This window comes from Trinickia sp., assembly GCF_036503415.1.
Lineage (GTDB): Bacteria > Pseudomonadota > Gammaproteobacteria > Burkholderiales > Burkholderiaceae > Trinickia.
Window position 1 is genome coordinate 1 of record NZ_DASXWY010000159.1, and the last position, 13,907, is coordinate 13,907.

The following is a 13,907-nucleotide window of genomic DNA, read 5'->3' on the forward strand; positions in this document are numbered from 1 at the left end:
TACCGATGCAGGCGGTCACCTGCGCGCTTTCGAGCGCGCGGATACGGCGCCATTCCTGACTGTCGACGTCGCCATCGACAAGGCATGGACCGCCGCGTCATTCGGCATGGCCACGCACCAATGGAATCAGTACATGGCCGAACCTACCGTTGCCCCGCTGGCGCACCATCCGCGGCTGATGGCGGTCGGCGGTGGCGTACCGATCTTCCACGAAGGGCGTCTGGTCGGTGGCATCGGTATTTCTGGGGGAACGTCGGCTCAAGATCATGAGGCCGCCGAGGAGGCACTGCGTCAGGCAGGATTTATACAGTGAGTCGAACTGCCGATACCGGGGGGCCGCTGCGCTTTTGCACGGCCACCCGGTTGCCAGCTCACCTGACGCTCACGACGACTTTGCCCTTGGCGCGTCCCTGGGCCAAGTATTCGAGCGCTTCCTTAGCCTGCTCGAACGGAAAGACCTTGTCGATGATGGGACGAATGCGTTCCGATTCGAGCAATTCGCCAATTTCGGCGAGCTGCGCACCGTCGGGGCGCACGAAGAGAAACGAATAACTGACGTTCTGCCTTCTTGCCATGCGCATGATCTTGCGGCTCATCAAGGCGAACAGGAACCCAAAAACGAAATTCAGACGCCGTGCCCGTGCGAACGCAGCGTCCAACGGGCCAATGAGCGAGACGATCTTGCTGCCCGGTTTGAGAATACCGACAGCCTTCTCGATCGCGTCGCCCCGCAGTGTGCCGAGCACGACATCATAGCCGCCGAGCACTTTCTCGAAGTGCTGCTTCTTATAGTCGATCACCTCGTTTGCGCCCAACGCCGTGACCAATTCGACATTGCCCGTGCTGGTGGTCGTTCCCACCTTCGCGCCAAAATACTTCGCCAGTTGGATCGCGAACGTGCCAATACCGCCGGAGCCGGCCGGGATGAAGACCTTTTGATCCGCACGGACGCCAGCGCGCTCCTTCAGTGCTTGCCAGGAGGTGAGGCCGACCATCGGAATGGAAGCCGCCTGCACGAAATCGAGCTTGGCCGGCTTCGGTGCGGCAACACTTTCCGGCACCGCCACGAATTCGGCGATCGAGCCCCTGCCAAGGTCGAAGATGCTGGCAAACACGGCATCGCCCGGCTTGAAACGCGTCACGCGGCTGCCGACTTCAACCACGACGCCGGCAATATCGCTGCCCAGTGTCGCCGGCAATTCGAACTTGAGAATGGGTTTGAACGTTCCCGCCGGAATCATGTTGTCGATCGGGTTCAACCCCGCCGCGTGCACTTCGACTAGCAGCTCATCGGGCTTTGGCGTGGGACGCGGAACATCGGCGAACCCTATCTCGGGCGACTTGCCGTAGCGCTTGAATGTGAGTGCCTTCATGTCGTTCTAATTCCAATGTCTGGTGTGGGCAGCGCAGCGGGCCATCAGCAGCGATCAGGCTTGCGGCCGGTAGCGATCGGCCGCGTGCGCTTGTCGAACGTCCGACAAAAGCCCTTGACGGGCGCCATCCAATGCGTCCCAGCGCGCGGCCACGTGCAGCGGTGGGATGGTGACGAGTTCGCGGCGATCGAAGCCGACCAATGCCGCATCGACCAGTTCGTCGACCTCCATGACTTCGTTCAACGTATCGACGTCGATGCCGGCGCGCCCCCAGATTTCGGTGCGGGTCGCCGCCGGCAGCACCGCCTGCACATAAATGCCGCTCGGCGACAACTCGAGGTTCAATCCCTGCGAGAGAAACAGCACAAAGGCCTTGGTGGCGCCATAAATCGACATGCCGAACTCGGGCGCGAAACCCACCACGGAGCCGATGTTGACGATCGCGCCGGTACCTGCGCGCGCAAAGCGTGGAGCGACCGCGGCGGCGAGCCGCGTCAGCGCCGTCGTGTTGAGCGCGATCAGACGCTCGATGCTATCGGCGCTCTGCTGTACGAAGCTGCCCGATTGAGCTATCCCGGCGTTGTTGATCAGGATGCCTATGCGTGCGTCGTCGCGCAGGCGAGCCTCGACTGCGTCCAGATCCGCGGGTTGGGTCAGGTCGGCCTGCTGCACCTCGACGGCCACGCCGTTTTCTTCACGCAGGCGCGCGGCCAACGCATCGAGGCGCGCCTTGTCGCGAGCAACCAGCACAAGGTCATGGCCGCGGGCCGCGAAGCGCGCGGCGTAGGTAGCGCCGATGCCGGACGAGGCACCGGTGACGAGAACGGTCGGAAGCGTGGTCATGGATCATTTCCTTTGCAAGGGGGGCGGACGGGGGCGGAAGCTATGCCGCTCATGGCATGGATGCAATGATGATGGCCGTAATCTAAATTGTCAATGTTTTGATTACGACCGACATCAATGTATGATGGAGCCTTCGCAGACATGAACCGACCGTGGTCAGGAAATGAAGATCACCAAGGCACAGGCACAGGCCAACCGGGAGCACGTGGTCGAGACGGCGTCCCGGCTGTTTCGGGAGCGCGGCTACGATGGCGTTGGCGTTGCGGATCTGATGGCCGCCGCCGGCTTCACCCATGGCGGCTTTTACAAGCAGTTTCGCTCGAAGTCCGACTTGATGGCGGAATCGGCGGCGTGCGGCTTGGCGCAGTCGGCGGCGCTCAGTGCCGGCGTGGATGCGCCGGAGTTCGTGCGGTATTACCTTTCCCGCGAGCATCGCGATGGGCGCGCCACCGGTTGCACGATGGCCGCGCTGAGCGGTGACGCCGCGCGCCAGCCGGAGGCCGTTCGGGCCGCGTTTGCGGCAGGCATCGAGAATCAACTGGCTCTGCTGAGTCCCGAGGGCGCTGCGTCGGACGGCGCCGACCGGGGGCGGGCGCGAGCGCGATGCCTCGCCATACTCGCGCAGGCGGTGGGCGCCATTGTCCTGTCGCGCGCATGTCCGGACGACTCGCCGCTGGCCGATGAAATCCTGGCGGTTTGCCGCGACGAGATTCTTGCGTCACTGGGCGAAGCCCAGGCAGCAAGCGCACCTTCGGGTGACAGGCCTGCCTCTAAAACTGCACAACAGGCCGTTCCCCGGAAGAGAAGGGAGAGCAGGCGCACATTCTCCACTGGGACGGGAAAGAATTCGAAATAGGGCGCCTCGGTGCGCTGAGTCGATCTCGAACCGAGGTAAACGTCTGTCTCAGGAGGAGGTCGCTCCGGCGGGAACCCCGCCTGGATGAAGGCCGGTACGCAGACCACCTCGGCGCTTATAAAACCGGCGAATCGCTTGGTTGCGCATTGGAGGGGATTGCTTCGCAGAGGATTGCGATCGTCGTCACGACATTTCCTATAGTCGCGTCATCGTCATATTTGTATGGAAGGGGCTTGTGATGCGAGGTGTCAGTGACAGCACGCCGGCCGGTTCGGGAGGTTTGCCGGATCCGGGCGGCGCGGACGGTGGAGGCAAAGCGCCTCGACCTATCGATCCCGTCGTTCGCGCGCAATCTCCGCTGACAGACGGCTTGCAGCCGCGGGGACAATCCGATAGACATCGGACCGCATCGTTTGGAACGACCGATCGCGCGGCGCCGTCAGTCAGCGAGGGCAAGATGCGCGAGATTATCGCGACTCTCGAATCGGAGCGAGCCGGACTCCGCCACCCTGGGCAAAGCGTGAGCGACATGATGTCCGACTTGTTTTCGGATGGCTTTTCCACGGATGACATTGCCGACATTATCAAAATGCGTCCAAACGACGCATTCGCGACATTAACCGTGCTGGCGTCGGGCGACCTCGATTTCGACGCATTCACGCGTGAACAGTGGCTCACGATCGCTAAAAACTGCGGCGCGGCGGCACTTAAGGGAGTCGGGGTGTACAGCAATGAGTTGCAGCGCTGGCCCGATAAACACAAAGAGCGATTGATGGCTGAACTGGCGAGACGCGCGAACGACGACGGGCCGCTACCGTACAGGCCCGCAAAGCTCGTCGTAATTGCTCACATGCATGGCATCGAGGCGCTGGATGCGCTGCGCACTCATGCCGAGGCGCTCGAGGGATGGGGCCATACACCGTATCAGATCTCCGAGATCGTGAACCACCATGGCGCCGCGGGATTGCATGCACTGACCGATTTCTACAACTCGGAAACGGGGCAGCAGACGCGCGTTGTATTGACACCCGAGATGATGACCGAAATTGTTAATTCGGAGAGTGGCCTTCTCAACCTGGAAACGCTCGCCAGCGATTGGGAAAAGCTAAGGAGCCTGCACCCCAACGCAATTTGTACGAGAGTTTTGGAAGATGGCCTGCCTCCTCCATCCGGTTGGCAGTGAAATCAGGCGCGGGGTCGCAGCTGTGTGATCACAGCTTGCCCACGTCACATCGAACTGAGAGCGAAGCCGGACAACGCGGCCACGTAGGCCCATGGAAAGATACCCCGCGCATGATTGTCGCTGAATACCAGCTGCATGCCGTAACCGGCCGACCGAATCTCCAGAACGGCGATATCGCGCGGCACGACAGGCGTTGCTCCGCGTAGGCGAAGTCGTCGGCACTCGGCGCATGGGCACTGCATCCGCAGCGCATGCGCCGAAATCTGTTGTGCCGGTTCGCCGTTCCAATGCAGTGTCAACGCATCGGCATTGAACTCGATCGACCGTGGACTCTTCATGGCTCGCTAGCGCAGCAGGTACGGGATATCGACCTTGACCGCGCCGGTCGGGCAGTCCTGTTCGCACGGCATGCAGTACCAGCATTCGTCGAATTGCATGTATGCCTTGCCCTTGCTGACGTCTATCGCGAGCAAATCGAGCGGGCAGACATCGACGCAGACTGTGCAGCCCTTATCGGCAATGCATTTGCTTTCGTCGATCGTGACGGGCGCCGTGCTTCGGTGAAGAATGTCATGCGGGATGTACGACATGGGACTTTTCTCCGTTCAGGCACTGGCGTCGGCCAACGCGCCCGTATGCGTCCGTTGGCTTTTCTCATCCGCATGGATGCGAAGGTTGCGGTATGAACCGATGTCCCGCTCGTCGAGCGGGACGATATAGGGTTCGACGGCGCGCTTCTCGCTGAGCATGCGGCCCTGCGTGTCCTTGCGCAGATGTGTATGGCAGAACCAATGCGCGTCGTCGCGCAGCGGGTAGTCGACACGATGGTGATAGAGTCCCCAGCGACTTTCCGTGCGAAACAGCGACGCGCGCGCGGCCATTTCCGCGCAGTCTCGGATCGCGCGCACTTCGGCCGCGCGCATCAGTTCATGGGGATGCGTGGCCTTGATCGACGCGATGTCTGCGGCGATTTCCTCGAAGCGTTGCAGGCCGATTTCCATCTTGCGTGTGACCTTCGGCGGCTGCAGATAATCGTTGACCATGCGGCGCAGCTTGTATTCGACCTGCGCGGGCGCAAGCCCGTGTTCGCGTTCGAGCGGTGCAAACACGCGTGCGCGCTCGGCATCGATCTGCTGCTGATCGAGCGGGGCGTGCTCGCGGCCCGCGACGAAGGCCGCCGCATTCTGCCCCGCGAACCAGCCGTACGTGAAGGCGCCGAGCATGTAGTTGTGCGGCACGGCGGCCATGTCACCCGCGGCATAAAGGCCGCCAACCGTGGTTTCGGCCCGTTCGTTGACATACACGCCCGAGGCGCTGTGTCCGCTGCAAAAGCCGATCTCGGAGATGTGCATCTCGACCATCTGATGCCGATAGTCGGTTCGGCGCCCCGTATGAAAGCGCCCGCGGCTCGGGCGTTCGTTGGTGTGCAGAATCTGTTCGATGGTCTGGATCGTTTCTTCGGCGAGATGGTCGAGTTTGAGAAACACGGGACCATTGCCGCTTTGGAGTTCCTGGTAGAACTCCCACATCATCTGTCCGCTCCAGTAGTCGCATTCGATGAACCTTTCGCCCTTGCCGTTCGCCGTATAGCCGCCGAGCGGCCCCGTCACATAGGCGCAAGCGGGACCGTTGTAGTCCTTGATCAGCGGATTGATCTGAAAACATTCGAGGTTCGCGAGCGCAGCGCCCGCGTGATACGCCATGGCGTAGCCGTCGCCCGCGTTGGTCGGGTTCTCGTAGGTGCCCATCAGATAGCCGGAAGCGGGCAAGCCCAGTCGTCCCGCCGCGCCGCATGACAGGATTACGGCCTTCGCGCGAACGACGTAGAAATCGGCCGTCCGGCAATCGAAGCCCAGAACGCCACTGACGTTGCCATGCGCGTCCGTCAAAAGACGCGTGGCGACGATGCGGTTCGTGATCGCGATGCGAGCGCGTTTTAGCTGCCGATACAGCATCTTCTTGATGTCATGACCTTCCGGCATCGGCAGCACGTAAGAGCCCATGTGATGCACTTTCTTGACCGCGTAATCGCCGTTGCCGTCCTTTTCGAATTTGACGCCCCAACGGTCTAGTTCTTCGATCGTCTTGAAGCTGTGTTTGGCGTACGCATAGACGGCCGACTGATCGACGATGCCGTCGTTTGCGATCGTGATCTCGCGCGTATATTGTTCGGGTGTCGCGTGGCCCGGGATGACGGCATTGTTCAAGCCGTCCATCCCCATCGAAATGGCGCCGCTGCGTTTGACGTTGGCCTTTTCGAGCAGCAGGACCTTCAGGCTGGGGTCGCGCTCCTTTGCCTTGACGGCAGCCATCGGGCCGGCAGTGCCGCCGCCAACCACGACAATGTCGTATTCGAGTACATGCGTGTTCATCTGCGTTCCGACTCGTTATGACAAGATGAGTCGAGTCTAACGAGCGGCTACATGAGGTCCAACCAACAATTTCTGCTTTGCATTTTCCTTGCGAGCGACACTCGAGCGCCGCTAGACCTCGGTGCGCCTGAGCAGGTAATCGAGTCCGCCGACCCGGTACCACCGGTACCCGTAAGGCTCGAGCACGACCGCATGTCGGCCGTCGTCGCCCGCCTGACTGTGGTCATCGGAAAGAAGGTTGATCAGCCGGTCGTCGTCGGGCCGGTTGCAGCCGGAGCGAAATCTCACGGTGCACGCCTCGGCGGTGAAGTTATGCAGGCATAGGACCGAGTTGTTGCGCCAGTCATAGCGCAGCGCAAGCACATCGTTTCGCGATGTGCGCAGCACCTCGAAATCGCCCCAGCCGATTTCGGGCATTTCGCGGCGCATGCGGATCATCCGTTCCGTCCAGTTCAGAAACGACTCGGGGTCGCGGCGCTGCTGCGCCACATTGATGCGCTCAAAACCATAAGGTCCGCCCGAAATGACCGGCACAGGCGGCTTAGGATGTTTCGTGAAGCCGCCTTGGGGCTCGACCGACCATTGCATCGGCGTACGCATGCTTTCGCGCTCGGGCCGGCTCAGGTCGTCGCCCATGCCGATCTCGTCGCCGTAACGGATCACCGGGGTGCCCGGCAAAGTCAGCATCAGACTGTAGGCGAGTTCGAGCCGGCGCCTATCGCCCGACAGCATCGGCGCGAGCCGGCGGCGAATGCCGCGCTGGTACAACTGCATGTTCGGTTCCGGGCCGAATGCGGCGAACACCGCATCGCGCATTTCAGGTGGCAGCCGGCCCAGGTCGAGCTCGTCGTGATTGCGCAGGAATACGCCCCATTGCGCACTCGCGGGGCGCGGCTTCGTTGCGATAAGCGCCTTCTTGAGCGGTTTGGTGTCGCCCGTCGCAAGGGTGTAAAACGTATTCTGGTTCAGTTGAAAATTGAACATCATCGGCAAGCGCTCGCCCGCATCGCCGAAATACTGGAAATCCGTATCGGGCAGGACATTCGCCTCCGCGAGAATGATTGCGTTGCCCTCGCGCCATTGCAAAAATTCTCGAAAGGCGCGCAACATCCCGTATTGCTCGATATGTTCGCGCACCGCGGCACCCTTCGCGGCAATCACGAACGGGACGGCATCCATTCGAAACCCCGATACGCCAAGCTGAACCCAGAAGCCCATGATTTTCAGCAGCTCGGCGTGAACCCAGGGATTGGACGTATTCAGGTCCGGTTGAAAATCGTAGAAGCGGTGGAAATACCAGCGCTTCGCCTGCTTGTCGAAACTCCACGTCGATTTTTGCACGCCGGGGAACACCACGCCGCCTTTCGCATTGGGGGGCTTCTTGTCGGACCACACGTACCAGTCGCGATAGCGCGAACCGGGATCGCTACGTGCTGACTGAAACCAGGGATGCTGGTCGGACGTGTGGTTCACCACTAGATCGATGATGACGCGCAAGCCGCGCTCGTCGCATGCATGCGTGAATTCGGAGAAGTCGCCGAGCGTGCCGTATTTCGGATCGACGTTGTAATAGTCCGTGATGTCGTACCCGTTATCGCGTCCCGGCGACGGCTGAAACGGCATCAGCCAGATCGTCGTCACGCCCAGCCCCTGCAGGTAATCGAGCCGCCGCATGAGACCCTGGAAGTCGCCGATGCCGTCGCCATTGGCGTCGAGGAACCGGCCTACCGAAAGGCAATAAATGATGGCATTTTTATACCAGAGGTCGTTGAACATGCGGGGCGTCGAAACGATGAATCGTTGAGAGGAACGGCTATGTCGGAGCTGAAATGGTGGCAACGTGGTGTCATTTACCAGATTTATCCGCGCTCGTTTCAAGACAGCAACGGTGACGGCATAGGCGATCTGCCGGGCATCGCCGCGCGCCTGGGATATATCACCGCGCTCGGGGCCGATGCTGTCTGGATTTCGCCTATCTATCCGTCTCCCATGGCCGACTTCGGTTACGACGTCGCCAATTACTGCGATATCGACCCCATGTTCGGCACGCTTGCCGAATTCCAGCAATTGGTGGACCACGCCCATCGTCTCGGCCTCGAGGTCCTGCTCGACTTCGTGCCGAATCACACGTCTAACCAGCATCCCTGGTTCGAGCTGAGCCGCTCGTCGCGCGATAATGCGAAGCGCGACTGGTACCTTTGGCGCGATCCGGCACCCGACGGAGGGCCGCCAAACAATTGGCTGAGCAGAATGGGCGGCTCGGCGTGGGAGTGGGACGAATCGACCGGGCAGTACTACTATCACGCGTTTTTACGCGAGCAGCCCGACCTGAATTGGCGCAATCCGGAAGTGCGCCGCGCCATGGACGACGTGCTGCGTTTCTGGCTCGATCGCGGCGTGGACGGATTCCGTGTCGATGTACTTTGGTTGCTGATCAAGGACGCGCAGTTTCGCGACAATCCGCCTAACCCCGGCTACCGGCCCGGTGAGCCCGAACATCACCGGCTATTGCAGACTTACACTGAGGATCAGCCAGAAGTGCACGACATCGTGCGCTCGATGCGTGCCACGCTCAGCGAATATGGCGAGAAGGTGTTGATTGGCGAAATCTATCTGCCCATTGCTCAGCTGATGACGTATTACGGGCCGAACGGCGAGGGTGCCGATATGCCGTTCAACTTTCAGTTGCTCAACGTGGCCTGGCGCGCGGGTGATATCGCCCGCTCGATACGGGATTACAACAGCGCGTTGCCCGAACATGCCTGGCCGAACTGGGTGCTCGGCAACCACGACAATCCCCGTGTCGCATCGCGCATCGGTGCGCAGCAGGCGCGCGTGGCGGCCGTGTTGCTGCTGACACTGCGCGGCACCCCGACACTGTATTACGGTGATGAAATCGGTATGACCGACGGTCGTATTCCGCCCGATGCGATTCGCGATCCGGCGGAACTGCGGCAACCCGGAATCGGGCAGGGGCGAGATCCGGAGCGTACGCCGATGCAGTGGGACGGTTCGCTGCCTAACGGCGGATTTACGACCGGTCGGCCTTGGTTGCCGGTTGGCACGACGACGAGTGTTCGAGCGCAAGAGGGCGACGCGTCGAGCCTGTTGTCGCTCTATCGTCGCCTGCTCGAGTTGCGACGCAGCCACGCGGCGCTTGTGCGGGGCACGATAGCGAACGTGGCTGCACAGGGCGACGTGCTGACTTACGAACGGTGCCTCGGCGATGAGCGGCTCTTGATCGCGTTGAATATGGGCCGCGAAGATGCCACGGTATCCGCACACGGTGGTGTCGTGTTGCTATCCACGCTTGCCGGCCGAGACGGCCAGCCGCTTCAAGAAGGCGTCAATCGGCTTTCGGCCGGCGAAGCATTTGTCGCGGCTGTGTGAACGCTTGAATTGCAACCGCTATCCGGCTCCACATATCATTCATCATTCGCCAGCCGTCCCGTGAGAGTGATCGACCAATGGAAAAAAGAGAAACCTGATGCCGAGCCTCGAGCGAACGCGATCGACCCGGGTCGTCGATGCTGTCTGGCGCGTGGTGCTTCGCCTCGGATTCCGGCTGGCTCGTATCTGGTGGCACGTTCGACGGCCTCATCACGAGGGTGCGCTCGTAGCGGTCTACGTCGGCAGGGCGCTCCTGCTCGTGAAGCCATCGTACCGGGCCGAGTGGGGCTTTCCCGGTGGCAGTCTCGACCCGGGCGAGGCGCCCGACGCGGCGGCGCGGCGCGAAATGCAGGAGGAGCTGGGCCTCTCGGTGGACGCATTGTCGCCCGCGGGCATCGTCCGCGGTACGTGGGACGGGCGAATAGACCACGTGCATTTTTTTGAACTGCACCTCGATTGCCTACCCGCGCTGCGGCTCGATAACCGTGAGATCGTCGCCGCGCAGCTGGCGTCCCCGGAGGAATTGACTGGCATCGCGCTGACGGGGGCAGTCGCTGCATTTATCGGCAGCAGCCGATGAAGATGCTTCGAACCGTGTTCAGGCCACATTGCCGCGAAGCCGGAGCGGTGTCTGAACACGGTATGGGCTTACATCATTTCAACCAACCCTTGATGCGTTCAACCATGACGTTCGTCGATATCCCGTAGCGGTCATGCAGCGTCGGCAGCGCCCCGGCATCGAGGAACGCGTCCGGAAGCGCGATCTGCCGGAACGGGCACGATACGCCGGCTCGCATCAGTTCCGCCGCCACCGCTTCCCCAAGCCCACCGACGACGGTATGGTTTTCAGCCACGACAACCATGCGTCCACTGCGCCGGGCTTCCCGCACGATGGTCTCGGTGTCGAGCGGCTTGATGGTCGGCACATGCAGCACGGCGGCCCCGATGTTGTCCTTTTCGAGTGCGCGAGCGACCTCGAGCGAGCGCATCGTCAGAATGCCTGAGGCGATCAGCAGCACATCGTTGCCGTCGCGTAGCATTTTCGCCTTGCCGAGCTCGAACCGGTAATCGTATTCGTCGAGCACGGCCGGCACGTTGCCTCGTAGCAGACGCGCATAGACAGGCCCCTTATGCGCGGCGATGGCGGGCACCATTTGCTCGATGTCCAGCGCGTCGCAAGGATCGATGACCGTCATATTGGGCATCGCGCGCATGAGCGCGAGATCTTCGGCCGCCTGATGACTCGGACCGTAGCCCGTGGTCAAACCGGGCAGGGCGCAGACCAGCTTCACATCGAGGTTGTCCTCGGCGATCGTCTGATGGATGAAGTCGTAGGCGCGGCGCGTCGCGAAGACGGCATACGTCGTTACGAACGGCTGCGCGCCTTCGTGCGCGAACCCCGCGGCCGCGCCCATCAGCAACTGTTCCGCCATTCCCATTTGGTAGTAGCGCTCGGGAAACGCCTTGGCGAAGAGGTGCAGATCGGTGTACTTGCCCAGATCGGCCGTCATACCGATCACATTCGCCTTGTCGCGCGCCAGTTCGACCAGCGCATGCCCGAACGGCGCGGAGCGGGTCACCTGTCCCTCGCCCGCGATGGACGCAATCATCGCCGACGTCTTCAGACGCGGCTTGTCTGCCACGGTGTTCATGCTTTTCTCCCTGCGTCGAGTGCCTGAAGCGCGAGCTTCCACTCATGCTCGTCGACGCGAATGAAATGGTTCTTCTCCCGTTGCTCGAGAAACGGCACGCCGCACCCCATGCGCGTATCGCAGACGATGATGCGCGGTTGCGGTTCGGCATGCGCGCGGGCATTGTCGAATGCGCGCTTCACGGCGTCGATGTCGTTGCCGTCGATTCGTTGCACGAACCAACCGAACGCCGCGAGTTTGTCGACGAGCGGCTCGAATGCCATGATCTGCGTGGACGGGCCGTCTGCCTGCTGGTTGTTGACGTCGACGATCGCGATCAGGTTGTCGAGCTTCCAATGCGCGGCGGACATGATGCCTTCCCAGATCGCGCCTTCATCGAGTTCGCCATCCGAGAAAAGCGTATAGACGACGGCATCGGAGCCCTTGCGCTTCAACCCGAGGCACCGTCCGACCGCAATCGTCAGGCCTTGTCCGAGCGACCCCCCCGACATTTCCATGCCGGGCGTATAGCTCGCCATTCCCGACATCGGCAGGCGGCTGTCGTCGCTTCCGTAGCTCTCGAGCTCATGAGCGGGCAAGATGCCGGCTTCGAAAAGCGCGGCGTAGAGCGCGATCGCGTAGTGCCCGTTGGAGAGCAGGAAGCGGTCTCGTCCGTCCCAATCGGGATCGTCCGCGCGATAGCGCATCGCGCCGAAGTAGGCGACTGCGAGGACATCGGCGATATCCAGTGCCTGGCCGATGTAGCCTTGACCTTGGACCTCGCCCATCAACAGCGCATTTCTGCGGATCCGCCAGGCGCGTTCCGCGAGCGGCACGGCCTCCGGTGTAATTTGACTGCTCATGTTCTCTCCTGTGATCAGCCGATGAAATGACAAGCTGGCTCAGCGATTGACGGATCGGGGCACGAGGAAAACCAGCAAGGCGCCGAGCGTCACGGCCAGCGAAATGAAAACGAGGCCAGCCGTGGACTTGCCTGTCAAATCGTTGAGCCAGCCTACGATCGCAGGCGAAAAGAAGCCCGCGAGATTGGCAAAGCAGTTGACCGCGGCAATCCCCGCGGCGGCGGACACGCCACCCAGCATCGCGGTGGGCAACGACCAGAATTGGGACGACGCCGCGAGAATGCCCGCGGATGCAACGCACAGGCAGACGATCGATGCGCCCACACTGCCGAGCAGCGGCAGCGACGCGAAGCCGGCCGCCGCGATCAGCATTGGGACCGCGAGGTGAAAGCGGCGTTCTCTGAAACGGTCCGCGCTGGCGCCGATCAACGGCAACGCGACGATCGCGCAGAGGTAAGGCACTGCGGTGAAGAGCCCCACCCACAGCGGATCGGCCACGCCGGCTTTACGAATGATGGTCGGCAGCCAGAACGTGAGCCCGTACTGACCGAGCACGACGCAAAAGTAGATCGCAGCCATGAGCCACAAGCGGCGATCGCGCACGAATGCACGGATCGAGAGGTGGGCGACTTTTTGCGCGTTATCGCTGGATACGTTGCGGGCGAGCACGGCCTTTTCCGTGTCGGTCAGCCACTTCGCTTGCTGGATACCGTCGTCGAGATAGAAGAGGATCGCGATCCCCAGCACGAGCGACGGCAGTGCCTCGAGCAGGAACAGCCATTTCCAGCCGGACATCGCAAGCGAGCCCTGCAACGAATGCAGGATCCAGCCCGAAAGCGGGCCGCCGAGAATGCCGGCCAGCGGGATCGCCATGAAGAACAACGACAGTGCCTTCGCCCGCCGCTCGGAGGGGAACCAGTACGTCATATAGAGAATGACGCCCGGTGCGAACCCCGCCTCTGCAACGCCGAGCAGGAACCGGAGCCCGTAGAACGCCGCGGGCGACTTCACGAAGACGAAGCTCGCGGAAATGACCGCCCAGGTCAGCATGATGCGCGCGAGCCATTTGCGGGCACCGACGCGGTGAAGGATCAGATTGCTCGGCACCTCGAATAGAAAGTATCCGAGGAAGAAGATCCCCGCGCCCATGCCGTAGATCGTTTCGCTGAAGCGGAGCTCGTTGAGCATCTGCAGTTTGGCGAACCCTACATTGACGCGATCCAGGTACGCACCGAGATAGCACAGCATCAGGAACGGTATCAGGCGACGACCCACTTTCGCGTAGGTCTTCGCTTCGAAATCTCGCGCGTCGTAACGCGGCGCTACGCCGTCCGTGACGGACGCGTCGGTGTACTTCATTCTCATGTTTTGTCTCCTGCCATGGCTCCGGTTCATC

Annotated in this window: 14 protein-coding genes; 5 read left to right on the forward strand and 9 right to left on the reverse strand. The window is 61.7% G+C overall.

The genetic code is table 11. The annotated features are described in order from the left end of the window. On the forward strand, window positions 1–313 hold a 313-nt coding region (locus VGL01_RS19120), incomplete at its 5' end, for a heme-binding protein (RefSeq protein WP_331572097.1). 58 nt (window positions 314–371) lie between these two features. Here VGL01_RS19120 and VGL01_RS19125 read toward each other — a convergent pair. After that, window positions 372–1,373, reverse strand: coding sequence for an NADP-dependent oxidoreductase (locus tag VGL01_RS19125; RefSeq protein WP_331572099.1), 1,002 nt, complete (start codon window positions 1,371–1,373; stop codon window positions 372–374). 54 nt (window positions 1,374–1,427) lie between these two features. After that, the gene (locus tag VGL01_RS19130) at window positions 1,428–2,216 is read right to left on the reverse strand and encodes an SDR family oxidoreductase (protein ID WP_331572101.1); all 789 of its coding nucleotides are present in this window, start codon (window positions 2,214–2,216) and stop codon (window positions 1,428–1,430) included. Between the two features lie 163 nt (window positions 2,217–2,379). On the opposite strand from VGL01_RS19130, the gene VGL01_RS19135 reads away from it, so the two are divergent. Beyond that, entirely contained in the window at window positions 2,380–3,072 is a 693-nt protein-coding gene (locus VGL01_RS19135) for a TetR/AcrR family transcriptional regulator (protein ID WP_331572103.1), read from the forward strand. Window positions 3,073–3,529: 457 nt separating this feature from the next. Further along, window positions 3,530–4,255, forward strand: coding sequence for a hypothetical protein (locus tag VGL01_RS19140; protein WP_331572105.1), 726 nt, complete (start codon window positions 3,530–3,532; stop codon window positions 4,253–4,255). Between the two features lie 44 nt (window positions 4,256–4,299). Here the strand turns inward: VGL01_RS19140 and VGL01_RS19145 are convergent, their stop codons facing one another. The 4 genes from VGL01_RS19145 to VGL01_RS19160 form a co-directional block, all read right to left on the reverse strand. Continuing rightward, window positions 4,300–4,593, reverse strand: coding sequence for a DUF971 domain-containing protein (locus VGL01_RS19145; protein WP_331572107.1), 294 nt, complete (start codon window positions 4,591–4,593; stop codon window positions 4,300–4,302). A gap of 6 nt (window positions 4,594–4,599) precedes the next feature. After that, on the reverse strand, window positions 4,600–4,845 hold the full coding sequence (locus tag VGL01_RS19150) for a ferredoxin family protein (protein ID WP_331572109.1): 246 nt from the start codon (window positions 4,843–4,845) through the stop codon (window positions 4,600–4,602). Window positions 4,846–4,860: 15 nt separating this feature from the next. Beyond that, window positions 4,861–6,627, reverse strand: coding sequence for a fumarate reductase/succinate dehydrogenase flavoprotein subunit (locus VGL01_RS19155; RefSeq protein WP_331572111.1), 1,767 nt, complete (start codon window positions 6,625–6,627; stop codon window positions 4,861–4,863). A 111-nt stretch (window positions 6,628–6,738) separates the two neighbouring features. Further along, window positions 6,739–8,403, reverse strand: a complete 1,665-nt coding sequence (locus tag VGL01_RS19160; protein ID WP_331572113.1) for an alpha-amylase family protein — start codon at window positions 8,401–8,403, stop codon at window positions 6,739–6,741. Window positions 8,404–8,442: 39 nt separating this feature from the next. On the opposite strand from VGL01_RS19160, the gene VGL01_RS19165 reads away from it, so the two are divergent. Next, complete coding sequence (locus VGL01_RS19165) at window positions 8,443–10,017, forward strand: alpha-amylase family glycosyl hydrolase (RefSeq protein ID WP_331572115.1); 1,575 nt, start codon at window positions 8,443–8,445, stop codon at window positions 10,015–10,017. A 97-nt stretch (window positions 10,018–10,114) separates the two neighbouring features. Next, the gene (locus VGL01_RS19170; RefSeq protein WP_331572117.1) at window positions 10,115–10,597 is read left to right on the forward strand and encodes an NUDIX hydrolase; all 483 of its coding nucleotides are present in this window, start codon (window positions 10,115–10,117) and stop codon (window positions 10,595–10,597) included. A 73-nt stretch (window positions 10,598–10,670) separates the two neighbouring features. Here the strand turns inward: VGL01_RS19170 and VGL01_RS19175 are convergent, their stop codons facing one another. Genes VGL01_RS19175 through VGL01_RS19185 form a run of 3 tightly spaced genes read right to left on the reverse strand, consistent with a single transcriptional unit; the run spans window position 10,671 to window position 13,876 of the window. Continuing rightward, a complete protein-coding gene (locus VGL01_RS19175; RefSeq protein WP_331572119.1) occupies window positions 10,671–11,669 on the reverse strand; it encodes a transketolase family protein in 999 nt (332 codons plus the stop codon). Further along, window positions 11,666–12,511 carry a transketolase gene (locus VGL01_RS19180; protein ID WP_331572121.1) on the reverse strand — a complete coding sequence of 282 codons (846 nt, stop codon included), beginning with the start codon at window positions 12,509–12,511 and terminating at the stop codon, window positions 11,666–11,668. The genes VGL01_RS19175 and VGL01_RS19180 overlap by 4 nt, the downstream gene beginning before the upstream one ends. 39 nt (window positions 12,512–12,550) lie before the next feature. After that, window positions 12,551–13,876, reverse strand: a complete 1,326-nt coding sequence (locus VGL01_RS19185; RefSeq protein WP_331572123.1) for an MFS transporter — start codon at window positions 13,874–13,876, stop codon at window positions 12,551–12,553. Between the last annotated feature and the right edge of the window lie 31 nt (window positions 13,877–13,907).